Annotated in this window: 29 protein-coding genes and 1 pseudogene; 20 read left to right on the forward strand and 10 right to left on the reverse strand. The window is 49.5% G+C overall.

Going from position 1 to position 25,330, the window contains the following annotated elements; translation table 11 throughout:
* The first annotated feature begins 19 nt into the window (after positions 1-19).
* The gene (locus L6H70_RS00825; protein ID WP_236328579.1) at positions 20-2,860 is read left to right on the forward strand and encodes a glycosyl hydrolase 115 family protein; all 2,841 of its coding nucleotides are present in this window, start codon (positions 20-22) and stop codon (positions 2,858-2,860) included.
* A gap of 55 nt (positions 2,861-2,915) precedes the next feature.
* Here the strand turns inward: L6H70_RS00825 and L6H70_RS00830 are convergent, their stop codons facing one another.
* The 3 genes from L6H70_RS00830 to L6H70_RS00840 form a co-directional block, all read right to left on the reverse strand.
* A complete protein-coding gene (locus L6H70_RS00830) occupies positions 2,916-3,695 on the reverse strand; it encodes a helix-turn-helix transcriptional regulator (RefSeq protein ID WP_236328581.1) in 780 nt (259 codons plus the stop codon).
* 117 nt (positions 3,696-3,812) lie between these two features.
* Entirely contained in the window at positions 3,813-4,901 is a 1,089-nt protein-coding gene (locus L6H70_RS00835) for a low temperature requirement protein A (RefSeq protein ID WP_236333039.1), read from the reverse strand.
* A 112-nt stretch (positions 4,902-5,013) separates the two neighbouring features.
* Positions 5,014-5,247: a ferredoxin gene (locus L6H70_RS00840; protein WP_206104331.1), complete on the reverse strand. Its 234-nt coding sequence runs from the start codon at positions 5,245-5,247 to the stop codon at positions 5,014-5,016.
* A gap of 214 nt (positions 5,248-5,461) precedes the next feature.
* On the opposite strand from L6H70_RS00840, the gene L6H70_RS00845 reads away from it, so the two are divergent.
* Positions 5,462-5,962 carry a GNAT family N-acetyltransferase gene (locus L6H70_RS00845; RefSeq protein ID WP_236328583.1) on the forward strand — a complete coding sequence of 167 codons (501 nt, stop codon included), beginning with the start codon at positions 5,462-5,464 and terminating at the stop codon, positions 5,960-5,962.
* Between the two features lie 128 nt (positions 5,963-6,090).
* Entirely contained in the window at positions 6,091-6,999 is a 909-nt protein-coding gene (locus tag L6H70_RS00850) for a hypothetical protein (RefSeq protein WP_236328585.1), read from the forward strand.
* Positions 7,000-7,104: 105 nt separating this feature from the next.
* Here the strand turns inward: L6H70_RS00850 and thiD are convergent, their stop codons facing one another.
* On the reverse strand, positions 7,105-7,917 hold the full coding sequence (gene thiD, locus L6H70_RS00855) for a bifunctional hydroxymethylpyrimidine kinase/phosphomethylpyrimidine kinase (protein ID WP_236328596.1): 813 nt from the start codon (positions 7,915-7,917) through the stop codon (positions 7,105-7,107).
* A 198-nt stretch (positions 7,918-8,115) separates the two neighbouring features.
* On the opposite strand from thiD, the pseudogene L6H70_RS00860 reads away from it, so the two are divergent.
* Positions 8,116-8,229 (forward strand): annotated as a pseudogene (locus L6H70_RS00860) (glycosyl transferase); the annotation flags it as partial.
* A 68-nt stretch (positions 8,230-8,297) separates the two neighbouring features.
* On the opposite strand, the gene L6H70_RS00865 reads toward L6H70_RS00860, so the two are convergent.
* Complete coding sequence (locus tag L6H70_RS00865) at positions 8,298-9,071, reverse strand: SGNH/GDSL hydrolase family protein (RefSeq protein WP_236328598.1); 774 nt, start codon at positions 9,069-9,071, stop codon at positions 8,298-8,300.
* Between the two features lie 173 nt (positions 9,072-9,244).
* On the opposite strand from L6H70_RS00865, the gene L6H70_RS00870 reads away from it, so the two are divergent.
* The 4 genes from L6H70_RS00870 (at position 9,245) to L6H70_RS00885 (ending at position 11,794) form a co-directional block, all read left to right on the forward strand.
* A complete protein-coding gene (locus L6H70_RS00870) occupies positions 9,245-9,649 on the forward strand; it encodes a hypothetical protein (protein WP_206104337.1) in 405 nt (134 codons plus the stop codon).
* Between the two features lie 4 nt (positions 9,650-9,653).
* Complete coding sequence (locus L6H70_RS00875) at positions 9,654-10,055, forward strand: hypothetical protein (RefSeq protein WP_236328600.1); 402 nt, start codon at positions 9,654-9,656, stop codon at positions 10,053-10,055.
* 116 nt (positions 10,056-10,171) lie between these two features.
* Positions 10,172-10,543 carry a hypothetical protein gene (locus L6H70_RS00880; protein ID WP_236328602.1) on the forward strand — a complete coding sequence of 124 codons (372 nt, stop codon included), beginning with the start codon at positions 10,172-10,174 and terminating at the stop codon, positions 10,541-10,543.
* A gap of 12 nt (positions 10,544-10,555) precedes the next feature.
* Positions 10,556-11,794: a sialidase family protein gene (locus L6H70_RS00885; RefSeq protein WP_236328611.1), complete on the forward strand. Its 1,239-nt coding sequence runs from the start codon at positions 10,556-10,558 to the stop codon at positions 11,792-11,794.
* A 92-nt stretch (positions 11,795-11,886) separates the two neighbouring features.
* Here L6H70_RS00885 and L6H70_RS00890 read toward each other — a convergent pair whose 3' ends face one another.
* Together L6H70_RS00890 and L6H70_RS00895 are read right to left on the reverse strand one after the other, a co-directional pair.
* Positions 11,887-12,996 (reverse strand): glycosyltransferase family 4 protein, encoded by a 1,110-nt coding sequence (locus L6H70_RS00890; RefSeq protein ID WP_206104341.1) that lies wholly within the window; start codon positions 12,994-12,996, stop codon positions 11,887-11,889.
* Between the two features lie 211 nt (positions 12,997-13,207).
* Positions 13,208-14,023, reverse strand: coding sequence for a sugar phosphate isomerase/epimerase family protein (locus tag L6H70_RS00895; protein WP_236328620.1), 816 nt, complete (start codon positions 14,021-14,023; stop codon positions 13,208-13,210).
* Between the two features lie 148 nt (positions 14,024-14,171).
* Between L6H70_RS00895 and L6H70_RS00900 the strand changes: the two genes are divergently transcribed.
* Positions 14,172-14,549: a YkvA family protein gene (locus L6H70_RS00900; RefSeq protein ID WP_236328622.1), complete on the forward strand. Its 378-nt coding sequence runs from the start codon at positions 14,172-14,174 to the stop codon at positions 14,547-14,549.
* A 26-nt stretch (positions 14,550-14,575) separates the two neighbouring features.
* Here L6H70_RS00900 and L6H70_RS00905 read toward each other — a convergent pair whose 3' ends face one another.
* The gene (locus L6H70_RS00905; RefSeq protein ID WP_236328624.1) at positions 14,576-14,968 is read right to left on the reverse strand and encodes a winged helix-turn-helix transcriptional regulator; all 393 of its coding nucleotides are present in this window, start codon (positions 14,966-14,968) and stop codon (positions 14,576-14,578) included.
* Positions 14,969-15,114: 146 nt separating this feature from the next.
* Here L6H70_RS00905 and L6H70_RS00910 point away from each other — a divergent pair, with 146 nt between their 5' ends.
* From L6H70_RS00910 to L6H70_RS00920, 3 genes are all read left to right on the forward strand, one after another.
* Positions 15,115-15,807 carry an NAD(P)H-dependent oxidoreductase gene (locus tag L6H70_RS00910; RefSeq protein ID WP_236328626.1) on the forward strand — a complete coding sequence of 231 codons (693 nt, stop codon included), beginning with the start codon at positions 15,115-15,117 and terminating at the stop codon, positions 15,805-15,807.
* A gap of 216 nt (positions 15,808-16,023) precedes the next feature.
* Positions 16,024-16,440, forward strand: a complete 417-nt coding sequence (locus L6H70_RS00915; RefSeq protein ID WP_206104346.1) for a CidA/LrgA family protein — start codon at positions 16,024-16,026, stop codon at positions 16,438-16,440.
* Positions 16,437-17,126, forward strand: coding sequence for an LrgB family protein (locus L6H70_RS00920; RefSeq protein ID WP_236328628.1), 690 nt, complete (start codon positions 16,437-16,439; stop codon positions 17,124-17,126). Before L6H70_RS00915 ends, L6H70_RS00920 begins: the two co-directional genes overlap by 4 nt.
* An 18-nt stretch (positions 17,127-17,144) precedes the next feature.
* Here the strand turns inward: L6H70_RS00920 and arfA are convergent, their stop codons facing one another.
* Entirely contained in the window at positions 17,145-18,653 is a 1,509-nt protein-coding gene (arfA, locus tag L6H70_RS00925; protein ID WP_279306715.1) for an arabinosylfuranosidase ArfA, read from the reverse strand.
* Positions 18,654-18,803: 150 nt separating this feature from the next.
* Here arfA and L6H70_RS00930 point away from each other — a divergent pair, with 150 nt between their 5' ends.
* The 7 genes from L6H70_RS00930 (at position 18,804) to L6H70_RS00960 (ending at position 23,260) form a co-directional block, all read left to right on the forward strand.
* Positions 18,804-19,706 (forward strand): ArsR/SmtB family transcription factor, encoded by a 903-nt coding sequence (locus L6H70_RS00930; RefSeq protein WP_236328639.1) that lies wholly within the window; start codon positions 18,804-18,806, stop codon positions 19,704-19,706.
* Between the two features lie 108 nt (positions 19,707-19,814).
* The gene (locus L6H70_RS00935; protein ID WP_167347609.1) at positions 19,815-19,988 is read left to right on the forward strand and encodes a hypothetical protein; all 174 of its coding nucleotides are present in this window, start codon (positions 19,815-19,817) and stop codon (positions 19,986-19,988) included.
* 187 nt (positions 19,989-20,175) lie between these two features.
* Positions 20,176-20,361, forward strand: coding sequence for a hypothetical protein (locus tag L6H70_RS00940; protein ID WP_236328642.1), 186 nt, complete (start codon positions 20,176-20,178; stop codon positions 20,359-20,361).
* 115 nt (positions 20,362-20,476) lie between these two features.
* Positions 20,477-21,106, forward strand: a complete 630-nt coding sequence (locus L6H70_RS00945) for a putative ABC transporter permease (protein ID WP_236328644.1) — start codon at positions 20,477-20,479, stop codon at positions 21,104-21,106.
* A 335-nt stretch (positions 21,107-21,441) separates the two neighbouring features.
* On the forward strand, positions 21,442-21,915 hold the full coding sequence (locus L6H70_RS00950; RefSeq protein WP_236328646.1) for an NUDIX domain-containing protein: 474 nt from the start codon (positions 21,442-21,444) through the stop codon (positions 21,913-21,915).
* Positions 21,916-21,947: 32 nt separating this feature from the next.
* Positions 21,948-22,388 carry a ribosomal maturation YjgA family protein gene (locus tag L6H70_RS00955; RefSeq protein WP_423802761.1) on the forward strand — a complete coding sequence of 147 codons (441 nt, stop codon included), beginning with the start codon at positions 21,948-21,950 and terminating at the stop codon, positions 22,386-22,388.
* A 77-nt stretch (positions 22,389-22,465) separates the two neighbouring features.
* On the forward strand, positions 22,466-23,260 hold the full coding sequence (locus L6H70_RS00960) for a lipid II flippase Amj family protein (protein ID WP_236333043.1): 795 nt from the start codon (positions 22,466-22,468) through the stop codon (positions 23,258-23,260).
* A gap of 54 nt (positions 23,261-23,314) precedes the next feature.
* Here the strand turns inward: L6H70_RS00960 and L6H70_RS00965 are convergent, their stop codons facing one another.
* Positions 23,315-24,097, reverse strand: coding sequence for a hypothetical protein (locus L6H70_RS00965; protein WP_236328648.1), 783 nt, complete (start codon positions 24,095-24,097; stop codon positions 23,315-23,317).
* A gap of 326 nt (positions 24,098-24,423) precedes the next feature.
* Between L6H70_RS00965 and L6H70_RS00970 the strand changes: the two genes are divergently transcribed.
* The gene (locus L6H70_RS00970) at positions 24,424-25,290 is read left to right on the forward strand and encodes an SDR family oxidoreductase (protein WP_236328650.1); all 867 of its coding nucleotides are present in this window, start codon (positions 24,424-24,426) and stop codon (positions 25,288-25,290) included.
* The last annotated feature ends 40 nt before the right edge of the window (positions 25,291-25,330 follow it).

A 25,330-nucleotide genomic window follows, 5' to 3' on the forward strand; every position in this document is an offset into this window, starting at 1 on the left:
CTACGGAGGGAAATTTCGAATGATACTTGTGAAGCAAGGGGAAGCCGCAAAGATATACCTGGACCCTACGGCGAAGGAGTATGACGGATTGAGAAGGGTGGCCGGGTCTTTTGCAGAAGATATAAATTTGGTGACCGGGGCCACCCCTGAAATCATCACCCGGCAAGAGCAGCTTGGCAGCACTGCGGTTATTGCCGGAGCAGTCGGCAGTAATGACTTTATCGATACATTGATTGCGGCGGGTAAGCTGGACGTATCATCCATCCGTAATAAAAGGGAGTGTTACATCATTCGGCTGGTTGAACAGCCGGTTGACGGGGTGGATCAGGCGCTGGTTATTGCGGGAAGCGATAAACGGGGCACTATCTACGGCATTTATACAATTTCCGAACTGATCGGTGTCAGCCCGTGGGTGTACTTTGCGGATGTGCTCCCGGAGAAGAAACCGCTGCTGGAAATTCCCGATCATCTCCTGAACAGCACTTCCAAAGAGCCTTCTGTGAAATACAGAGGTATTTTCCTGAATGATGATTGGCCGTCTCTGGGCTCTTGGGTTACCGGGGCTTTTGGCGACTTCAACGAAGATTTCTACGACAAGGTATTCGAGCTGATCCTCAGATTGAAGGGGAACTACCTGTGGCCGGCCATGTGGAGCGCCGAATTCAGTTTGAACGGCAAGAGCCACCCGCTGGCGAACGCCAGGCATGCGGAAGAATACGGCATTGTTATGGGCACATCTCATCATGAACCGCTGTTCAGGGCAGGCAGTGAATGGCAGAAGGTGTATGAGCAGTACGGGACAAGTAATCTGTGGGATTTTGCCCGGAACAGGCAGGCTATTACGGCTTTTTGGGAGGACGGAATCAAGCGAAATAAAGATTACTCCAACCTGATCACACTAGGGATGCGGGGAGAGAGCGATTCTGCACTGGAGGGCTCTGACCGGGAAAATATAGAGCTGCTGAAGGATATCATCCGCACGCAGAAAGCGCTTTTGAGAAAATATAATCTTGAACATGCGCCGCAAATTCTCGCAGTCTATAAGGAAGTGGAGAAATACTGGTACGGTACTGACGAGGTAGAGGGGCTCAAGGAATGGGATGTGCTGAACGATGTGACAATTCTGCTGGCTGACGATAACTTCGGCAATCTCCGCAAAATCCCGGCGGGTGAAGAGCAGCAGCGCAGCGCCGGTTGGGGAATGTATTACCATTTTGACTATCACGGAGGTCCGCATTCCTATGAATGGCTGAATACGAGCCCGCTTGAAAAGACCTGGGAGCAGATGTGTATGGCCTTTGATTACGGCATCCGTGACGTATGGATCGTCAATGTCGGAGATTTGAAGCCGATGGAGCTGTCAATCTCTTATTTTTTGGACTTGGCCTATGACTTTGAGGCATGGGGCACAGGTGCAATTAACCGGACAGCGGAATATACCTTGCGTTGGACCAGGCAGCAGTTCGGGCATATCGCAGATCCGGAAGCACTCACTGGGATCGCACAGGTACTCTCGGATTACACGAGAATGAATGGACGGCGTAAACCGGAAATTATAAGGCCATTCACCTTCAGCCTAGTTCATTATAATGAGGCCCGGAGAGTCCTGCAGCAGGCGGTCATGCTTGAAGAAGCTGCCGGTAAATATGAGAGTCTCATTCCGGAAAGCCACAAAGACGCGTATTATCAGCTCGTTTATTTCCCGGCGGCAGCTTCAGCCAATGTGGTCAAAATGCAGATTTACGCCGGACTTAGCCAGCTGTTCGCTGAGCGGGGCAGTGTCCTGGCCAATACCTATGCCGAACGGGTCAACGAAGCGATAGAGCGGGATAAGCAGCTGGAACAGGTCTATAATAACGTAATCTCCGGAGGGAAATGGCGGGGGATGATGAGCTCCGCACATGTGGGTTATGTCAACTGGGACGCGGAAGGCTGGAGCTATCCCGAAGCCAAGACCACTGTACCTGTCAAAGGATCACAGATGATTGTCAGTGTTGAAGGAACAGAGCGAGGCTATAAGTCCGGTACAGCGAGTCTGCCGGAATTTACGAATCTGCGCAAAGAAAGGTGCGAAATTACGATCAGCAATGGCGGAGATACTGGATTTGCCTATGAGGCGGTCAGCAGCACGGAGTGGGTCAGGCTGGATAAGCCGAGCGGCTGGGTTGAAGAAGGTGAGACGATTGCTGTCTCTGTGGATTGGGAGAAAATAAGGGAGTCAGCAAGCGGTGAGATTACCATTACGGGTGCAGGAGGAACGGTCAAGGTGAGTGTGGCAGCAGACTGGATTGACGTCCGGGAAGTGCCGCCGCTGACCTTTATTGAAACACATAACGTCATTTCTATCGAAGCGGAGCATGCGCTTAGCCGCGTGTCGAAGTCCGGTGTGGAATGGAAGATCATTGAAAATTACGGGCGTACCTTATCTTCGGTGAAAATGTATCCGGACGGAGTGTCCTTTGAACAACCGGAGCATGCGCCATATTTGGAATACTCGGTACTAGTGCAGCGAAGCGGGGAGTACAGCCTGACTTCGTATCTTGCCCCGACGAATAACCTGTCACAGACCAGCGGACTGAAATATGCGGCAGGCTTTGATAATGGGACACCGGTTATTGCTGACGCTCTTCCGGCGGACTTTGAGGGCGGCAATCATGATAATGCAGCCTGGTGCCAGGCCGTGATGGATAATATTCATACCATGACTACCCGCCATACCTTGACCAAGGGAATCCATACCCTCCGTTTCTACGGCTTGGATGCCGGTCTGGTCCTGCAAAAGCTGGTGCTGTCTGCTGTCCCGCTCCCTTATTCGTACCTGGGGCCGGAGGAGAGCTTTTATACAGGACAGCCGGAGTAATAGCGTACATCTTCACGGTTGAACTTGAATGTCCATGAGTGTCCCGGGCAGTACGTTATCTCAGGACGGATGACGGAGGATAACCCTTGATACTTTTAAAGACATTGCTGAAATACGCGGCGTCATGATAACCGCAGTGCTCCGCTACTTCGGATACATTAAAGCCGCCTGCTGCCAGAATCATCTCGGCGTTGTTCACCCGTACCCTGTTGAGGAATTCTTTGCAGGTGGAGCCGGTGTTCTGCTTAAACAGCTTGCCCAGGTACTCGGGGTTCAGGCCAACCAAACCGGCAAGCTCATGTATGGTGACATCCTTGGCATAATGATCCATGATATAGGCCATTGCCTTTTGGATTCGGGGATCTACCAGCGGAGCCTGCTGATGGTGGGCGATACAGAGCAGACGGTATATAATCAGCTGGAAGATGGCCCGTGCCTTCATTTTGTAGAAGGGCTGTTTGTCCATCCAGACATGCGAGAATTCACGGATATCCTCCAGGAGCTCTTTGGTCCTCCAGTTCTTGGTGACCGTCCCGAAAGGAAGCTGTACATGGTTGTCCGCACCTTCCCAGACGAAATTAAAGGCAAAAGAATGCATGGGGGCCTCCTTGAAGGTATGGGCCTGCCGAATACTGCCGGAAGGGGCATATAGCATATCGCCTGCTTCCACGGTGAATTTCTCCCCGTTTATGTAGTAGTTGGATTTCCCTTCAACGATGAAGGTAAGATCATGGAAATCGATGGTGCTCCGGCCAATCTCCCAGTCCGGGAAGGATCTGCGGTCCACGAACAGAAAGACGTTTGGCACAAGTTGCTCATATTTGTTAATATCCATTCTTAGCTGTACCTCCTTCTGTTAAATCATAGCATCCCTCTTCCAATTTAAAAAGCCGCTGGCGGGGAATCCCCTTACCAGCGGCTGCTTCTGTTTATTGGTAATAACATGTCTGGGTCATGTCGTGACTTTGGCATAGACCGCAAAGAACAGAGCCATTTCGCCCATCATCAGCACATTGGATACGTGGAATACCCTATCCAGGATGTATAAGCCGGCCAGAAGCGCTGCCAGAATTGATAGTTGAAAGATTCCCAGCCGGTGCTGCTTGTGCCTGTAGACATGGAAAACCAGGGTAGTAGATGCAAAATAAAGAGCTACCGAGCCAAAGAACAGATTCACCATCAGCTCATAATGAAGCTTATTCAGGAACAGGAGCTGAATGGTTGCGGCGATGGTGCACAGCGACAGAAAAATGAACAGATGTCCGTAGATAATCGTCTGTCCGGCAGTCTGCACATGCTTGTCTACCTTCTTCTCCAGGTTGTCATAATATTGCCACCACATCGCAATAATCAGCACAAAGGCCAGCGCTGCAAAGGTCACGGATTCCGGTGTCCAAGTGCTGGATTGCAGCACCGCGAGGATGCTGACTACAGATTCACCGAGCAGGATCAGCGCGAACAGTGAGAAACGCTCCAACAGATGATGCGTGTTCGTTGGGGTCTTCAGCAGGATTCTTCTCCCGGTTAATGGCAGGATAATGTCGAGGGCAATTCCGGCGTATAGCACGGCATAACGCACCCATGAATCAAAGAACAGGGAGCAGGCGGAGATGGCCAGCCCAATCCAAAAACGGGTCCCGAAATAGCGGGCGGTAGCCCGCAAATGGCCTTGTTCTTTAGCGTGCGCGTAATGATACTGCACCGCGGTCATCGCCCGGAGTCCGATGTAGCCGATCAGAAATGAATAATACGTGTCATCGAAATCCACGGACAGACTTGCCGTCATAATCAGCACGAAAAATAATTGGATGATCAGAAAGACGCGGTGGGAGACACTATCCTGCCCAAAACGGTTTACAAACAGTGTCTGCCCCACCCAGGCCCACCAGATCGGGATGAAGATCAGTACGAATTTGCCAAGTGTCTCAAGAGAGAGAGTCCCGTCCTCTACATGAAGCAGCACATGGCTTGCTTTGGACACAGCAGCGACAAACAGAAGGTCATAGAACAGCTCCAGCCAGGTTACTTTCTTTTCGGTTATTTGCACAGGGCCTCCTCTGCCATCCGGATAGGTTCATTCCGGCTTCCTTGGGTTTCCCCTATCATAAAGGCTATCGCGGAGTCAGTGCAAGGCATTTGTGCAGATGAATTCTTTATGCAAACGGTGATTCAGCAAGCTGGATGCATTGGGTAGGACAGCTGTCAAAAGCCTCTTGCAGCTCTTCCTGCAGCTCTTCAGCAATGGCCGTAACGCCGCGGTTGTTGTCACCTGCAAAAACCACGGTAGCGATTCCACTATCATCCAAATCAAAAATATCCGGAGCAGCTGAGTTGCAGGCACCGCAGGCGATGCATTCTTCCTGATTAACACTGGCAAATAAGATCATGATTTGTTTCCTCCCTCTCGCCTTATATGAAGTAGTTAAATCCCCATATCTAGTGGCATGTATATGTAAACCAAGGCTTTATATTCCGGTTATCCGGACGAAACCATAGTTTCGAAGGTTACTTTGTGACGTGCTGTTGACGAATTTACGCCCCGTGCTATAAATTAAGCACAGCACATATTTCGGAAGGGTTAATCAGGAGGATGAAGATCGGATGGCAAACGATATTAATATTACCTATAAGCTTAGATTGATGGAGAAACAGGATGCTTTTGAGATTGGCAAATGGAAATATGAGCCGCCGTACTCCCTATACAATTCATCGGATGACCAGGAGAGTCTGGAAGAACTGCTGGACGGTTCCTATTACGCTGTAATCACACCAGAATACGGGCTGACCGGATTTTTCTGTTACGGAAGAAACGCACAAGTTCCGGGCGGAGTGAAACAGGGCTTATATACAGGTGACAACGTACTTGATATTGGCCTCGGGTTAAAGCCGGAATACACGGGGACCGGGCTGGGTAAGGGATTCCTTCAGGCGGGTATTCAGTTCGCAGAAAGTGTGTTTACTCCGGAGAAGTTCAGGCTGACCGTAGCTGCATTCAACCAAAGAGCCATTGCTTTATATAGCCATGCGGGATTTAGGACTCTGGGCAGTTTCATCAAAATAAATGGAGAGAGTCAGATGGAATTTCTGGTGATGGAACGGTAGTGCACCTGCCTTTACGCTAACGATAGTTTCCCAGGCCGGTGTCCGACTGGAGAATTGGAGTGGATGTCTGTTAGAATAGTAGTAGTTCGTAAGAAGTTGGCATCATACATACCAAAGGAGAAATTAATGTGAATGAGAAGCTGAAGCAGGCATATGATCGGTTAGGATTATCTGAAAACGTATCCAGAGAAGAGATAAATAAACGGTTTGACCTCCTGCTGAAACGGCGGCGCTCCAAATCCTCCGATGAGGAAAGATCTGCACCGGAGGAGGATTTTCAGGCCTTTAAGTTCATTCTGGACAGTCTGGACGAACAGGAAATTAGTGAAGCGGAGCAGCAGCGTCTGGCGAAATACGGCAAGCTCTCAGGTGCAGCGAGTAAGTGGGAACGGTTCATGCGCCTGTATAAAACCCATGTGTTCGTCTCGGTTATCGTGCTGATCGTGATTGCATTTGCAGGCAATGCCTTGTATAACAACTGGCAGCATAAAAAGTATTTGGCCTCGTTGCCGCCGCTCGATGCGTCGATCATGTTTATCGGTAATTTCGGGCTTAAGGATCCCAGCGGAAAAAACGATGATCTGAATGAAGCAATTATTAAGCAGTATCCGGAATGGAAGCGGGTAGATGCAAGCATTTCTTATCTGCCAAGAACCGGCGAAGGTGCAGATTCGTTCGATATGAACTTTATGCAGAAAGCCGTGGTGGAGCTGGCCGCGAATCATCCGGATATTCTGATCCTCGATAAGGCTACTCTGGAATGGATCGGCGGACAGGATGGCTTCCAGGATATTAAGAGTATTGTGGAGAGCGGGAAAATCGCTAAAGACGATCCGCGACTGAAGTGGGGAAAGAATCCGGATAGCGGACAGGAAGAGCTGTACGGCGTCGATATTACGGACTCACCGTTTGTTGCCGCGCTGCCGGTTAACCGCGGAGATGAGGATATGATCATCGGTGTGCTCGCCGACGACGAAGTGAAGGACAAGGCTATCGCCTTAATTGAGCATATCGTCGGAGAGGCTCCTGCAAAGTAAGTGTGATCAAAAAGGATAAGAAACAAACAAACCGTGCCCCTGAATAAGGGGGCACGGTTTGTTTGTTATATGCATACAGGCTATAGCCTTGTAAACAGGCTTGTCTTATTTCTCCAGACGGTAGCCGCCGTGGAATACAGGCCCGACGTACTGGTTGAAGGCATATCCGCTGCGGATCGCTGCCGAGACGAAGTCTTTCGCTTTGGCCACTGCTTCATGCACGGACAATCCGTTCGCCAGTCCGCCTGTGATCGCGGCGGCGAAGGTACAGCCTGCCCCATGGTTATAAGCCGGCTCAATTTTTGCGGTTTCCAGCACTGTATAGTCTGTGCCGTCGAAGAAGACATCAATGGCCAGATCGCCGCCCAGCGCCTTGCCTCCTTTGACAACCACATTTTGAGTTCCCAGTTCATGGATCAGCCGGGCAGCCTCTTTCATTTCTTCCAGGGTAGTCAGCTTGCCCAGTCCGGAGAGAACACCGGCTTCGAATAAATTAGGAGTAACTACCGTTGCGAGCGGCAACAGCAAATCGCGGATCGCATTTGCACTCTCAGGGTTTAATACCTCATCTTCGCCTTTGCAGACCATAACTGGGTCAATAACTACGTTGGTCTGATGATTGTCTTTAATTGCTTTTTCTGCCACAAGCACGATATCCACACTGCCCAGCATGCCAGTTTTCATTGCATCGACAGGACCGCCGGCAAAAATAGTCTTAAGCTGTTCAGCAACAATAGCAGCCTCAATCGGGTAGACGTTATGGTGCCAGCCGTTATCCGGGTCCATCGTAACGATGGTAGTTAATGCGCTGAAACCATAAGTGCCGTATTCCTCAAAAGTTTTTAAGTCAGCCTGGATTCCTGCGCCTCCGCTGGAGTCACTTCCGGCTATAGTTAGGGTTTTAATAATTTTTGACAAAGCGAACGTCCCCTTTTTGTATATAAATTATCCTGCTCTTTCTTGCAGAAACGGATACCGCCCCTAATAGGACGGCAACGCCGTTTGTACTTGTTCTCCGATATTATAACAAATATCACTTCAGGAGTCGTCAAAAAGCGGATTGGAAGAACGGTATGGGTAAGTACAGGGGTTTCTATCCGCCAGCCAGCCTTGCATATCCATATAGTAGATACAGGCTCAACCGATGAGACTAAGGCCATCGCTGAATCCTTCGGGGCGGTAATTTATGATTTTACTTGGATTGACGATTTCTCGGCAGCGCGGAGCTACTGTCTATAATGGGCACACAGCAAAAATCCTTAGATACACTAAGTGCATCCAAGGATTTATTTTTGGTGTTAATGGCCGGCGGCAGCGTGTCCGGTGCTGTCCAGAAGCAGCTGGGGTTCGCTGTTGCGGATGAAATCAAGTACTTTGTCATAAATAATCCGGTGCCCTTCTTTATTCGGATGAATTCCGTCCAGGCAGATGAATTTGGTGAAATCCGGCTGCTGGAGAAAAGCCCCCCGGACATCGATGATTTTGGTCTTTGTAGTCTCGGCAACTTTGATGATTGTGGAGTTGTATCTCTCCTGCCACCAGTAGATTTTGGTCACGCTGCCCAGAAATTTCAGGATAGTGACTTCCGATTCCGGTTTGTTTCCGCTGACCCATTTGAAATAACTGTCCGCATTAAGCGGAGGGAGACTCATAAGAATCGGCATCACTCCCTGGTTTTTCAGGAAGTCGATCATATCGAGGAGCATTCCTTCAAAAGCGGAGAAATCGGTCTTAGGATTATGCTCTGCCTCCGGATTGTTCACGATTTCTTCCCAGTAGAAGTCGCAGTCATTTCCGCCGTATTCGATCAGTACAACATCCGGCTTCTCCTTGAGTACATCCCGCTTAAGATTGGTGAAGCCCTTCATTAGCGTATTGCCGAATCTGGCGGTATTGCGCATTGCCCCCTTCAGCTTGCCCTGAAGCAGCGAAACATAGTTGTCTTCAAGAATGACATATTTGCTTCTGGCTTCGTCATAGATGACCCCTTTCGAAATCGAGTCCCCGCTGACCATATATTTGAGCTGTGCACTGGCACTATAATTTAGTCCATTATCCAGTTCCTTATTCATTTTTGCGCCACACCTCCGGTATCCCTAGTGTACATAATACAAGTGTAATCCATTCATGATACGGTGCCTATGTATAGATGTCATGGGTTTTTGTGTTTCTTACGGTCCAGTCACTGGCATAACCATGCTCATATTCTATACAGTATAGAATCTTCCATAAGGAGGCGTTAGTTATGACCCAGGTTGTTGATTTCAGCAAAAGCGCAATATCCAGCTTCAGTCAATCGATTTCCATTCCGATCCTTGGAGCTCCTTCCAGCAATACATTGACCCAATTCGGACTGGCAACAGCACAGGGCGGTAATGTGCTGCTTAATGCAACCGTCGGTGTCCAGACCACACTCGGAAATCCGGATCTGCTATTCACGATTACACGTGGCGGCACCTCGGTTTTTACGACTCTTGCCAGTGCACTGGACGCCGGATTGTATGATCCGATCAGTTTCTCGTACGTCGACAGCAATGTGCCAGCCGGTTATTTTGCTTACACATTGACCGTTTCGATTGTAAACTCCACAGTGACGAATGCCGCAAATCTGGTGGGTCCTGTAGATTTTTCAGGGCTATCGTTGGTGTGACGCGATGAGACAAATTATAGATTTTGGTAAAAGTATCCCGTCCAGCTTCAGCCAGTCCGCTACGCTTCCTGTACAAAGTCTCCCCAACAGCACCATTCTGGGACAGTTCGGTTTAAATGTAGGTACGAACGGTTCGGTATTACTTGAAGGCACAATTGGCCTGCAGAACAGCATGGCAAATTCATCCGATGTTATCTTTACGGTTGTCCGCAATGCGGTGGAGATCTTTAGCCTGCGCTCCAGCGGACGGGATGCCGGTGATTTTGAAACCGTCCATTTCTCCTTTGCGGACAGTGGAATTGCTGCAGGTTATTACGGATACGCACTGACTGTGTCCGCAATCGGTGCGATGAATCAGCCGGTTGTTGTCGGCCCGCTTCTATTCTCGGGTATGTCCATCCTGTAACTTGAGTCAGCTGCCGGAAAAGGTTCACCTCCGGCAGTTTTTTTCATCATTGGACAAAAACAAACAACATAATATAAAGAAATAAAGGAGTTGAGAGAGAAGGGAGTTTGAACATTATGCCTTTTACAACCGGATCGGTATACAATCCGCCGGCCGGACTGAACCATATTGACCGTATCCGCGTCGCTTGCCTGAATGATTCGATTCTAACGCCAATTAATATCAATTTGCAGATTTTTCATTTCCGCGGGAATTCGCTAACCCGGTTTCCAGTAGGCGAGGCCTTATTCCAGGTTGATCCCCAGCAGCTTGTTGTCCAGACCTTTTCGGTAAATATTGCAGATTATTACGAAGTTCAGATCAATTTCTACAGTGCTGTTAATACCATCATCAACGTGTTTGCATTAGACGCAGCAGGTAATTTACTGGAGAGGATACTGCAGTCTGAACTTACATACATCGACCGGCTAACAATAATTCCTACGTGAACAGGGAGTGATATGAATTTGGCAAATGTCAATATTACTGCCGCACTGCCGGGCAATCATATCGAGCCTTCAATTGCAGTAAATACGCTTTCCCCGAATTTCCTGTGCGTGGTCTCGGTGGATGACAGTACGGGGACGGCTCTGACCGGATTCTACAGATCAACCGACGGTGGGCAGACCTGGTCGACGACGATTCTCCAGCAGGCTCCCGGCTATATGAGTGCAGAAGCGCCGACCATAGACTATACGTTTCCCAACACCTTTATTGTTGCGGTCCATTTTTTCAACGAGTTTGATGATGGTACGATTGCTACCTACACCTCATTTGATAATGGAGCCACCTTTAATCCGCCCGTTATCGTGCAGCAGGGTTTTGGTCTGTATATTCACAATGATGAACCATTTCTGGCTGTGGACCGTTCACCGTCCAGCCCGTACCGCGGAAATGCATACGTTGGCTATACCCCTTTGTATGATCTTGCACAGAATGCAGCGATCTTCTTCCAGCGTTCCTTGGATCAGGGATTAACCTGGGAACGGCCGCAGAGGATCTCCGATCCGCGGGGAGATCTTGAACGTGCGGCGCTGGTTGTGGGTCTCGCGGGAGAAGTGTATGTCGGTTATATTCAACTTGGGCCGGCACCGAAGTATGCCCTGATCCGGGTATCCCAGGATGGTGGCGTTACCTTCAGTCCTCCGGTTTCACGCGGAGCTACCTTAATTGCGAATACAGTTCCTGTGCCAAGTCCCCTGCCTGTGCCGAACTATGCCTTTCGCGTCCAGACCAATCTCAGCTTGGGTGCTGATATTTCAGCGGGACCGTTTGGCGGATTTGTATACGCAGTCTGGAATGATTTCCGGCTTGGCTATGCCGATATCTTCTTTTCGCGGTCACCTGATGGTCTGCTCTGGTCTCAGCCGGTTAATATCACGGGAGCGCCAGCTGGCTCGCAGAATTTTTCGCCGTCGATCACGGTTTCACCTTCGAATGGGACGATAAGGGTCATTTATTATACGAACCGGATTGACGGCTTCCTGCTGGATGTATTTGTTGCAGAATCGATCAATAGCGGCCTGTCCTTCACCAATCGGAGAGTGTCGGATGTGTCCACGAATCCCAATGGTAATTCGCCGACACCTGTTCCGCTAATCGGCGATTATATTACAGCTGCAACGATCTTCCCGAATACACTCGGAGCGGTCTGGAACGATACCCGATTAGGCAAGCAGGACATTATTTTCGGGAATTGAAGAAGGAGGGCGGAATACATCCGCCAACACGAAGCAGCAGCAAGTCTCCGGTTAACCAGGGATTTGCTGCTGCTTCGTAATTATAGTGACGATTACTTGCGGGTTGCCCGCAAGCTGTCAGTCCGGCGGAGCATGGCCTGGGCAGATCTGGGCGGATCAATTAAGGGGATGCCCTGCAAATAATGGATAACTGTCCGTTCCATAATCCGGACACTGTTCTCCCAGGTCCAGCTGTTTGAATCAGCCTCTCCCTGTGAAGCCAGCCTGATACGGAGCACATGGTCCTGTACCAGCCGGATGATATCTTCAGCCAGCCGGTTCTCATACCGGTAGGAGAGCAGGCAGTTTTCTTCATGTCTGGCATACTCCATATTGCCTCCGGAGTAGACGGTGACAAGTGCGGCGCCGCAGCGCATAGCTTCCAGTCCGGGCAAAGAGCCGCTATCAAAAATACTGGAGCTGACAAAGATATCGGCTCCGTTATAATGATAGCAGAGCTCTTCGTCATTCTGTGGGGTGAAGAAGCGGTATTTGCCGCTTGCTTTCATGTTTTGCAAAGAATCCGAGCTGTAGAACTCGTCAGGCGGACTGATAAAGTTGATATTCACATGCGGAAGATTCTGTTTAACAATGTCCAGCTGCCGGACCAGATAATCCTGTTCGCGGTGCCAGGAGAAACCGTTCTCCACTTTTCGGAGGATGGCGGTTATGTTCATCGGTTCCTGCAGCCTGTGGCGGATATGCCTGTTGCTGAAACTCGAGCTGATGCCTACAGGTACAATGCTGCCCGTAATTCCATGGTTGAGGGCAATGATCTCCCGCTGCCATTCGGATAACACAATCAGTCTGGGAGTAGTATTGTAGGATGGGAAAGATACACTATTTTCCGGTAGGAACAGCGGTTCATAACATAGAGAGAGGCGGACATGCATGCCTTTGCCATTAAGGCTTGCCGCTTCTGACACAGGCACAGTAGTGTAGAAATTGGAAACGATGATATCACTAGCCGGAAAATCGGATTCGCGAAGCACCGTGTGGTCGGTGCGGTGAACGGTGGAGTGAACCTCATAAGAAATGTCTCCCCCCGACGGCATGACAATGACTACCTGGTGACCCAGAGCGGTAAGACCATTGGTAAGCTCCACCAGCATCCGTTGCGCCCCGCCATGGCATAAGGTGAGAATGGGGAATGTGAACCTCATCGCTGATCGCTTCCCTTCTAAATTAGCGCTGGATTGGCATTAATGCTTTTGTATACCATTTTATTCAGCGGATAGGGAAAAGTACCGTGGGAAGGTCATGCGTCTATTTCGAGGCATCCGGGAGTTACTGGCCGGTGCGGCAGTAGATTTTGCTTACCACACCAGCCAGTCTGTTGAAGAGGAGTATTATAACAAGTAGGTCACGGCCTATTTAGCTGCTGCGCAGGCTGTGTAATAGGGCGGCAGTCTCATTGAACACCGGCAGTGTGATTTCCTCGAGCGAGACATCAATCATCGGCTTATAAGCCTGAAGCTTGTTCAAAAACTCAGCAGTGTGGAACAGCCCCCGGCCCGGTACGCCGTGACGGATTTTATCACCTTCGTCGTAAATATCCTTCAAATGGGCCAGAATAATCCGGTCTCCGAACAGATTGAAGGCGCTGTCGACAATTTCATCCTGCCTGTGCAGATCTTCACCGATCAGATTGCAGGGGTCGAACACGACTCCGATGGAGCTGGACGGCACTTCGTCCAGAATGCGCCGCATATGAGCCGGGGTGGCTAAAGTATGAGTACTGACACCTTCAATCCCTACAAACACACCCCATTTTTCCGCTTCCTCGGCCAATTCCTCCAGTGTAGCCTTGAAGGTCTGCCAGCCGATTTCTTCATATTGTTCTGGTGCAGACGCCTGATAAGTATTCAAACCGCCGCTTTCGGTGGCTACCATAGGGGCCCCGAACTGCTTCGCATAACGCAGCTGCTCCTTGAACCGGTTAATCTCCGCCCTGCGTACAGCCGGATCGGGGTGGATGGGATCAATATAGCAGCCGAGCACACCGATGCGGATGCCGGCTTTGTCGAACTGCTCCCCGATATAGTTAGCCAGCCCTGGACTCAACTTGCCTGGAGAAGTATCAATATCCTGGATAGCCTTGGTCAAGGCAAGCTGTACGAAATCAATATCATGGGCCTGGAGGGTTGAAGTCAGAGTATGCAGCGGCAGACAACCGGCGGTATGGGCCAAAGTTCCGAAGCGAATGAGAAACATCTCCTTTTAAATGCGATAATTTCGTATTACCATTAATAATAATAACGCTTTCAACTACTTGCAACGTAAAAGTTCAGAGACAAGAATAGCAGAATGGGGTAAATGCTAGTAGGAGGGATGAATAATGGAACTGGACAAAGGTAAAATTCCGGCAGACCTTTCGGCCGGGGAATTTAAATACAGCCAAGCGAATGAGCAGCTGGTGAAAAACAACTTCTGGCGCAAAACCAAAAAATTCGCCGGCAAAATTCCGTTTACCAAGGATGCTGTAGCGATGTATTACTGTGCTCTGGATGCCAAAACCCCGCTCTGGGCCAAGGGCATTGCCTTCGGGGCACTGGCGTATTTCATCTCACCGCTCGACACCATTCCGGATGCCTTGCTCGGGCTTGGCCTTACGGATGATGCCGCAATCATTGCCGCAGCTGTGCGGGCCATTGCCGGACAGGTTACCGATGAGCACCGGCAGAAGTCCGAGGAATTTTTTGACGATGGCAACTGATACAAAAAGAGGGTGTGGCCTAGTGCCTACACCCCAACATCTTCTTCTATCTGTTCGCAGCTTTCCGAGGAAAGCTGTTTTGTTTTGTAAACCTCGCCCCAGTCCCGCATAAGCTTGATGATCGGAATCAGGGTTTTGCCGAATTCGGTCAATGAATATTCTACCTTTGGCGGAACCTGATGATAGACTTCCCGGTGCACCACCCCGTCTTCTTCCAGTTCCCGAAGCTGGAGCGTTAGCATGCGCTGGGTAATCCCAGGGCAGATCCGCCGGAATTCATTAAACCGTTTCTTCTCATCCATCAGGTGGTATAACAGCACACCCTTCCATTTCCCTCCGATAACGTCGAGCGTAAATTCTACAGGACAGGCAATTGCGCCTTCCGGACACTCGCCAAATCCGCCTTTTCTGTCACGCATGGCGCTTCACCTCATAGTATCAATTTGTATACTACATAACAAAAATGTGCGTACTTCAAACTTTGATATATATACTTTATTATTATGCATGTGAGCAAGACTGAGTCAAATAAAACTTTAATAGGAATGGAAAGGGTGACTGGGATATGGGAACATTGAAAACTAATGAAACCAATGCAGAGGTTAAAAAAGAAATACTGTCCGCATTTGAATTCAGGCATGCCACTAAGGAATTTGACAGCAGCAGGAAGATCAGTGACGAGGATTTTCAGTTCATCCTGGAAACCGGGCGTCTGTCACCGAGCTCCTTCGGCTTTGAGCCCTGGAGATTTGTCGTGGTGCAGAATCCCGAACTCCGCGAGAAGCTGCGTCTACATGCCTGGGGTGCGCAAAAGCAGCTGCCTACGGCCAGCCATTTTGTGCTGATCCTGTCCAGACAGCCTAAGGATTTGGCCGCCGACTCTTCCTTCATCGGAGGAATGATGCGGGATGTGCAGCAGCTGCCGCCTGCCGTCGCGGAAGGCAAACAAAAGGTCTACGATACGTTCCTTAACGATGATTTCGGGTTGAGGGGCAATGAGCGGGCCCAGTTCGAGTGGGGAGCGCGCCAGACCTATCTTGCCCTTGGCAATATGATGACCAGTGCGGCACTGATCGGTATCGATTCTTGCCCGATTGAAGGATTCGACAAAGAGAAGATTGAGCAGACGCTGGAGGCGGAAGGGATTTTGGATCGTGAGCATTTCGGAATTGCCTGCATGGTTGCATTCGGATACCGGATTCATGAGCCGCGCGGCAAAACAAGACAAACCGCCGATCAGGTAATTCAGTGGGTGTAATGTAGGCGGCAGCTGCAAATTACCGGGATATATTAGAAGAAACCTCTCTATTGAAGCGGGTACAGATTAACCGCCGTTTATAGAAAGGTTTCTTTTTTGTGAAAATATTGAGAAGGTGCGAAAAACGATTGAAAATTTACTGAAAGGTCGCTAGGCTAAGAAGGTGATCATTTTTGATGACGTTTTTCATTTCAAGATCGAAGGGATTCCTGCAACATGAAAATCATTCGTGTCATTGCCGAGGTCGGACTATTGTACGTGTTCTATTTGATAGGGGACTATCTGCAAAAGCTGCTTCATCTCCCGGTTCCCGGCAGTATCGTCGGGCTTCTGCTGCTTTTTGTACTGCTGCTGCTCCGAATTGTACCCGTAAAGCTGATTGAGAACGGCTCTTCCTTTATTCTTGCCTATCTTCCTATGTTTTTCATACCCGCAACCGCGGGAATTATGAATCATCTGGACATCTTCAGCGGCAGAGGGCTGCTGCTGATTGCCATTCTGGTGGTAAGCAGCGTGCTTACCATGGTAGTGACTGCCCATTCCAGCGAATGGATCGCCGGCTTGAGCGCAAACCGCAGCAGCAGACGGCCCCTCCGCGCCAGAGGGATTAGAGAGAAGGGGAAGGAAGCATGAGAATTCTACTAGCTGCCGGGTTCGTTCTGTTCAATGTTGTGATATATCTGGTGATGGCCCTGCTATACAAACGGTACCGTCTTCCCGTCCTTTTACCTGCGCTGACTGCGACTTTTACTGTGGTTGTTCTGCTGCTAGGATTTCATATTTCCTATGATACTTATATGATTGGCGGACAGTGGATTAACCGTCTGCTGGGACCGGCTGTAGTGTCTCTTGCTTACCCGCTGTACAAACAGCGGAATGTACTCTGGGAGAATCTTCCGGCGGTTCTAGGCGGAACAATAACAGGTCTGCTGGTAGGCATGCTGAGCGGGCTGCTGATGGCGGCCAGTCTCGGCTTCTCCAAAATTTATGTGCTCTCGATCCTGCCCAAATCGATTACGACAGCTGTTGCGATTCAAATTTCGGGCAATCTGGGCGGAGACTCATCTCTAACCTCAGTTTTTGTAATGATTGCCGGGTTCACCGGCGCTATTGGCGGTCCCTACATCATTAAACTGTTCAGAATCCGCAGCGAATCCGGGATCGGTATTGGGCTCGGAACGGCATCGCATGCGCTTGGTACGGCCAAAGCCCTGGAATACGGTGAACAGTCCGTATCCATGAGTTCAGTCGCAATGACAGTATGTGCGATTGTCGGCTCCATCGTCAGTCCGCTCGTCGCCTGGATGATGTACCATTAAGTATTGCGGGATTATCTGCTAAGCGTTGACCCGCAGACGGATAACATTCCAGGAAGCTTTGGGCAGCAACGCGCTGACCCGCCCACCTTCTGCCGAGGCATTTCCGCGATCATGCGGAAGTACGGTTCCGGGGTTCTGACGGGTGTTGGCTGCATAAATATCCTCATGTTCCAGTACGGTATGCTGGAGCACGGTTGTTGCGCCGAAGCTGCGCAGATCCACGGACAGCTCCAACCCTTCGGTCAGGTGGCGGTTTACGGCAAATACCGTAACCTCACTCAGCTCCTCATTGTAGACACTGACCGCTTCCAGGTATGGAACGTCAGTGAAACTCTTAGAATCATATTTCGGACTGGTAATCAGAGGGTGCAGCACAGTTCCCCGGCCGTACACGGAAGCATGCATATAGGGGTAATAGGTTGTCTGCAGCCAGAGCGGACCGCCATTTTCGGTCATAATCGGTGCGATGACATTGATTAGCTGGGCGATGCAGGCCATCTTCACCCGGTCCGCATGCTTCAGCAGACTGATCAGACAGCAGCCAACGACCAGCGCGTCTTCCAATGTATATACATCCTCAAATTCCGGGGGGGCGATCTGCCAATGCTGTTCCGCGCGGCTCGTGCCCTGGGATTTCCATACGTTCCATTCATCAAGCGAGAGGAAGATTTTCTTCTTGCTTTTCTTTTTGGCCTTGATATAGTCACATGTAGCAGCTACACTGTCGATAAACTGGTCCAAATCCAGCGATTGGGCCAGAAAGTTTGGCGTATCGCCATCATTATTGTTGTAATAGGCGTGCAAGGACAGGTAGTCCACATTGTCATAGCTGAGATCCAGTACAGTTGCTTCCCATTCCGCGAAGGTGCTCATTCCTCTGCCTGAGCTTCCGCAGGCGACTAGCTCAATCGTAGGATCAACCCAGCGCATGGCTTTGGCGGTTTCGTTCGCGAGTCTGCCGTATTCAACTGCTGTTTTGGCGCCAATCTGCCACGGACCATCCATCTCATTGCCGAGACACCAGGTCTTGAAGCCATGAGGTGTTTTATATCCGTGCGCAATCCGCATGTCACTGTAGTAAGAGCCGGAAGGATGATTGCAATACTCGACCAGGTTTCTGGCCGCATCTATTCCCCGGGTTCCGAGATTTACCGCCATCATAACTTCTGAGCCGACCAGTCTGGCCCAATCGGCAAATTCATTAGTGCCCACCTGATTGGTTTCTGTCGTCCACCAGGCAATTTCAAGAGAACGCTTTCGTTCTGCCTTGGGACCAACGCCGTCTTCCCAATTGTAGCCAGAGACAAAGTTGCCGCCAGGGTAACGGATGATCGGAACGTTCAGTGCACGTATAGCTTGTAGAGCATCTCCACGAAAACCTTGCTCATCGGCCGTAGGATGTCCAGGTTCATAAATCCCGCCGTAGACAGCCCGCCCTAAGTGCTCGATAAACGAACCATATACCCTGGGGTCTACCTCAGCCAGCTTGAAATCCTTATCCACAATCATTGTCGACCGTATTGTCATCTTCATATCGCTCCTTGTATTAGAATTAATGAATTTATTAATTCGAAGTTCTTTTTTATGATTACATAATACGTACTTAATGATATTATAGGCAATATAAATATTGAGGATTAATTAAATTGCTAATTCTAATGAGGCGGAGGGTTTGAGGTGTACTTAACAACTGATTCTGAATCTCTTAAGGTGTATGAGGCACTGGCCAGCGAGGTCCGTCTAAGGATTATCGACCTGCTCGGCACGGAGGAAATGCATATTAAAGAACTGGCGTCGAAGCTGTACCTCAGCAGTGCCATTGTAAGCACCCATGTCGCTAAACTGCAAAAAGCCGGCATTGTCAGCTCACAAATGAAAAGAATCGACGGCGGTACCTATAAATACTGCTCCCTGTCCGCCAATTTCCTGCAGATTAAATTGTCCGGAGCGAAGGGGATCGCCAGAAAAGTAGTGGAGGTATCCGTCCCTGTAGGCCATTATACAGATTTGCAGGCTTCGCCTACCTGCGGGATTGCCACGACGGAGAAATTAATCGGATATTATGATGATCCGCGTTATTTTCTTGATCCGGAGCGGGTGGATGCGGGCATTCTATGGTTTGCCAAAGGGTATGCCGAATATAAAGTACCTAATTATCTGTTTATGGATCAGAAAGTCCAAGAGATTGAAATTTCGCTGGAAATAGGCTCGGAGGCTCCGCATATAAATGAAAAATGGCCTTCCGATATCCTGTTTTCATTAAATGGACATGATCTGGGGAAATGGACGAGTCCCGGAGATTTCGGCGTTATGCGCGGACGACTGACCCCGGCCTGGTGGAATTCCGATGTGAACCAATACGGGCTGCTGAAGGTGCTGCGGGTAAACCGGGGGGGCACCTACATCGATGGACAAAAGATTTCGGCGGTTACGCTGGATGATGTATGCTGGCAGCAGGATCAGTGGACCTTCAGGCTTACAGCGGAAGACTCCACCCGAAGGCGTGGAGGACTGACGCTATTCGGCCGCGGCTTCGGAAATTACGAGCAGGATATTGTTTTTCGGGTGTATTATGAGTAACCTCAATAAGGCTTAACATCCTCCGGCAGAAAAAATGTTTGCGAAACAGTTCAACGGGTAACTATAACTAAGTGACCAAAAAACTGTACAGCACGAGGAGGATTTCACATGACAGATCATATTCAGAACGAAGCGGATCTCCGCAATAAAGAGAACAAAGACGGCGACTCTCTTGCGGAACGCAAAAAAATGGAGAATGGCGTAGATATTGAGCCGGAAGCCGATGACTGGGTAGCCAAACCAGCGGAATCCGCTCATCCGGACCCGCTGCCGAAGAACTAAATAGGGTTAAGACAAACAGGCTGTCCTGCGGGACGGTCTGTTTTTATTATTGCGGGCTGTTAAGTATTGAGCAGGGTTTAGTTAATATTGTATAATCTACCTACGTACAACCATCTGTCTTCATTCTCCAGGATCATCGCAGATTTCCCAGGTTATTAAGCTATTGAACTTGCGGGGAGGTAATGAAATGCGTAGTCGGAACGAGAACGGCCGGTATAGGCATAAGCGTGGCGAAGCGATGGCCGGCAATTTCGAAAAGAAGTACGGATCGGATGTTGGTGTGCGCAGCGAGGTGAAGCTGGAGACGCTCAAAAGGCTAAACGACAGCTCAGTAATAACGCCACTGCTCAAGGAACAGCAACATAAGGAGTGAACCCTCAGGTGTACCGCACCCAGTCTTTTAGCACAAGAAAATGTCCATGAAGCCACGATATTGGCTGCAGGGACATTTTTTTTTGATTCTTGGATTACATAAATTGGGCTGAAGGATGGCATACTACCTCCCGGATGTACCTGATGACAATACTCGCAGGGAGAAGGGGATTAATATATTTCCGGTGCTGTCGCTGGATAGCTATACTGCAGTTGTTGTGGTGGCGGGTCAGTATTTCTTTTATTTTATGATTTACTCATTCTTTGGGTGGGTACTCGAAGGGTTATATAATCTATATAGTCAGGGAAGCTTCCGCAAGGAGGGGTTTCTTAAGGGGCCGTTTAAGCCGATGTACGGCTTTGCCCCGCTACTGCTCCTGGCAGTCCAGATGTTAGAACTACCACTTCCGCTGTTTCTGGGGCTTACCCTGATCATTCCTTCAGCGGTTGAATATGCAAGCGGCTGGCTGCTGAAAACGGTCTTCCATAAGCAGTGGTGGGATTATTCAGCGATGCCCTATCAGCTGCATGGACATATCTGTCTGAAATTTTCTTTATACTGGTGGGTGCTCGCGACGGCTTGTATTTATCTTTTGCAGCCGCTTATGGAGCTTGTCTATCTTCTCCTTGAGCCGATTTGGGTGCTGGGAATGCCCTTGATAATAATGCTGTTCAGTGCCGATTTACTATGGACCTGCTGGTCCAGGCGGCGTACCTTGAGAAGGCTGGAGTTAGGGGAAGGATGATCACAAGTTAAGATTATGTTAGACACAATAACAAGGGACATTTCTTAGCCGCCATGGTAAGGATGTCCCTATTTAGCATGTCCCCAAGGAAAAACGACCAGCTTTGTAAAATATAGTGAAGTGAACTAACGGGATATTAGCAGGATGAGATATGAGGGGGTGGTGGGCTGAAGCCTATTAAGGTTATTATTGTGGTCGAGACGCTGATTATCGGCGTTTTGCTGGGGTTGCTGCCCCAGACCAGCGGATCCCGATGGTTTCCTTTCCTAAGGAGAACCTGTAATCTGTCCATAGACATAATCATATAATGTATGGAAAAGAGAGGGGAAGCAATCATGCCAATATCTGAATACTACCGCGATCTGCGCAGCAAAGTGGGGACAGATCTGCTATTAATTCCGTCTGTTGCGGCAGTCATACGTAATGAGGCTGAAGAGATCCTCTTTATCCGTAAAGGCGGAGAAACACTGTGGGGATTGCCGGCAGGTGCAGTGGAACCTGGGGAAACGCCGTCCAGAGCGCTGCGGCGCGAGGTTTTTGAGGAAACGGGACTCATGGTAACACCGGAGCGGATCATTGGCGTATTCGGCGGTGCAAAATATGCATACGAGTACAGTAATGGAGACCGTGTGGAGTATTCAATTACTGTCTTTGAGTGCTCAATCGTTAAGGGGACACCAAGAAGCATGGATGGGGAATGTGAGGAACTCAGGTTTTTCAGTGAAGAAGAGCTCCCGCAGATTGCTATTCCCTATCCGCCTGAGGTATTCCGCCGGGAATCGGGTACAGTAAAAACGATTTTTGAGTAAAATCTACTGAAAGACCTCTGAATATACACAGGTTGTCTAAGATTTTGCATGAAGGGGGCAGAGGTATCAGACGATTACAGAGTGATATTAATCTCATTACATACAGCTGCGCAGCACTGATAACCATGGTTCTGGGACTGGGCTCCAGAGCCTACTCTGAACATCTGCCGCGGTTTGTGGCAAGCCATCTGGGCGATGCGCTGTGGGCGGCGATGGTATACTTTGCTTTCCGGCTGCTGCTGGGCCGTCGCAAGCTGTACATCTCGTTTGCATTGAGCCTTAGCTTCAGCTTTATGATCGAGTTCAGCCAGATGTATCAGGCAGTATGGATTAATGAAGTAAGAGCAACAATCCTGGGCGGACTGATTCTGGGCAAAGGGTTTCTCTGGGTAGATCTTATCCGCTATTCACTTGGGGTTTGGGGCGCATACGCCCTTGACCGCTGCTGTCTCACAAGAATACCGCCGGCATAATCAGCCAATTCAACCGGAAAGCCGGATTTATTGTAATTCTATATTGCCAGATTTGGAGATGAGATCCTGTAATGACCATGGTGAATAGCTTAATTGTGGTATGCCTGTTAACAATGATTATTAATACGGCTGAAACATTATCATATTCAGTCCGCTATGCCGGGGTGAAGCTCAACAAGATCGCCATTGCTTTGTCGCTGACCGGAATTATTGTACTTGTATCGAGAACAGCAAATATGATCCAGGGTCCGCTAACGGCTAAATTCGTTGATTATTCCAACGGTGCAGACACAAGCTTTCCGCTTGGTAATTATTTACGGATAATTATGCTGGCCTCTTCACTAGGCACATTAATCGCCATTGCGCTCTTCCCGACCTTTGTCGGCCTGTTTAGCAGGGTAATCTCCAAGCTGGAGGTGGAAGGCTCCCTTCCTAAGCTCCTAAGCAGCGTGACGGTAGAACAGCTTAAGAACACGCGCAAATATATCAAAAGACCTGGAATAAAGCTGCCCAGCTTCAGATATCTTGGAATCCCTAAGCGGTTTATCATTTTGAATATTTTCGTTACCGGCTTTTACACTGTAGGGGTAATCTCCTCATTGTATGCAGGGCATTTATCCCCCCATCTCCTAGCAACGGCTTCAAATTCCTCGGGTCTGATCAACGGATTGGCTACGATCTTGCTGACCGTCTTTATTGATCCGCAGCTGGGAATTATTACTCACAAAGCCACAGAACATGCAGAATACCGCGACCAGCTGGGTAAAATCTATGTGATGTTAATGTTTACCCGGTTTCTTGGAACAATGCTGGGCCAGCTTGTGTTCATACCTGCAGCCTATTTCATAAGCTGGATGGTGCAACTGATCTGATGAGGCCATTATTAAGACGTAGCTCCAGCAGATGACGATGATCGCAGAAGGGACTCAATTCGGCAATTTGGTTTCGGCTAATCGGAGCGCTGTGGTAATCTTTTGTTCCAAGTTATTGATTTGGGTCAGCCAGGTACGGATGTCTTCCATTTTGGTACAAGATAGCTTCATCGCTGCCGCCGCAGTGACCGCGTCGCCCGCCTTCACTGCGGCTTTGTAGCGTTTGTCGGCCTCCGAACGTACAGTCTGGATTTCACTGACCTGTTTATTACCAGCAGTTACCTGCTTCCTAAAGCCTGCGATGGGTGAGAGTGCATCTTTGGCAGGCTTATTTCTTGCAGAGGCTGCTGCCTTGGCTACGGCAAGCGCGGTGTTCTTGCTTTTAATCTCCGCCCGGGCTGCCGTTACCGCTGGTTTCAATTTATTGCGCTGCAAATCCAGGGCTGTGACAGACTTGAGATTTCCCGCTTTACGCGCGGCGGCTGCCTGTTTGCTCAGTGCCGAATATTGCGCAAGCAGCATCGCATGCTTCTTCTGTACCGCTTCTGCTTCTGACTTGAGACGGCTCAGCAATGCCTGATCCGTTAATTCGAGCCGGGCATTAATGGCGGCAAGATCACTGATGTTCTGCTTGCGGAGGGCCTGATTACGTTTGCTCTCCGCCTTGACTGTTTCCTGCAGGCTAATGTAGCTGCTGTACAATTCATTAATCTGGTCCAGCGCCTCATCCCACCCGGAGGCTGCTGCAGCCTGGATGCTGTTCCCGGTGAGGAGTGCCAGCACAACCAGTAAACCAGTGAATCTTCTGATACCATTCGTGATCACATGTTTAGCCATTTCAGTCAACTCCAGTCTTAATATTGATATAGAGCGCAAAAAAAAGCACCCCCAGGAAAGGCATCAATGCCTGTCCTGCGAGGTGCTTCACCCGCTCAATATGTGTAATTGCTATTACTATAGCCTGAGATTATTGGGAAGTCAAGGAATAAAAGAACATTAGTTCGTTCGATTAATTCTAAAAACTACCAGTCTATCTTTTCCAAGGATTGCCAGATGTATGTTACAATACTAGAAGGACTGTGAAATATGTTGCGTATACAACTACATAATGAGTAACTCCCGTATATTGAAATGGGATTATCAATGAACCAAAGGAGGCGGATATGAATCAGATTCAAGATCTACCCTATGATCAAATAGCTCTTATTACTGGGACCTCCAGCGGCTTTGGACTGCTGACTGCGCTTACTTTGGCGGCAAAAGGATATCACGTGATTGCCACGATGCGTGATCTGGGCCGCAAAGACGAGCTTATCCGTCAGGCTGAAGAAGCTGATGTGCTCAATCGGATTCATCTAATGACGCTGGATGTCACAGATTCGGAGTCCATTGAATCGGCTGTTTCAGCAATTATAGACCGTTTTGGAAGAATTGACGTGCTGGTTAATAATGCAGGCTTTGCCGTCGGCGGGTTCGTTGAGGAAGTAAGTATGGAGGAATGGCGTCACCAGATGGATACGAACTTTTTCGGGCTGGTAGAGGTAACTAAGGCTGTACTTCCTGTGATGCGCCAGCAGCGCGGGGGAAGCATCATCAATGTCAGCAGTGTCAGCGGATTAATCGGCTTTCCCGGTTACGCACCTTATGCCGCGTCCAAGTATGCCGTGGAGGGCTTCAGTGAAAGTCTGCGCCAAGAATTGCTTCCCTTTGGTATCCGGGTCATTCTTGTCGAGCCGGGCTCTTTCCGCACTTCGATCTGGGGCAAAGGTATTGACGGAATCCGGACAAGTGAGGATTCGCCCTATAAAAAGCAGCTGACTGAGGTACTGCGCTACTCCCGGCGAACCGCGGAAACTGCACCCGATCCCGGGCAGGTGGCTGAGCTGATCGGAAAGCTGGTACTCCTGCGTGCGCCCAAGCTGCGTTATCCCATCGGCAAAGGCTCTAAGGTCCTGAGCATAGGCAAAGTGCTGCTGCCCTGGAAGACGCTGGAACGGTTCATTGCCAAATCCCTGTCGGGAATGAAATGACCACTCACCGAAAGCTTAAGCTCTATAACCGCACACGCAG

This window comes from Paenibacillus auburnensis (assembly GCF_927798115.1).
Taxonomy (GTDB): domain Bacteria; phylum Bacillota; class Bacilli; order Paenibacillales; family Paenibacillaceae; genus Paenibacillus_AQ; species Paenibacillus_AQ auburnensis.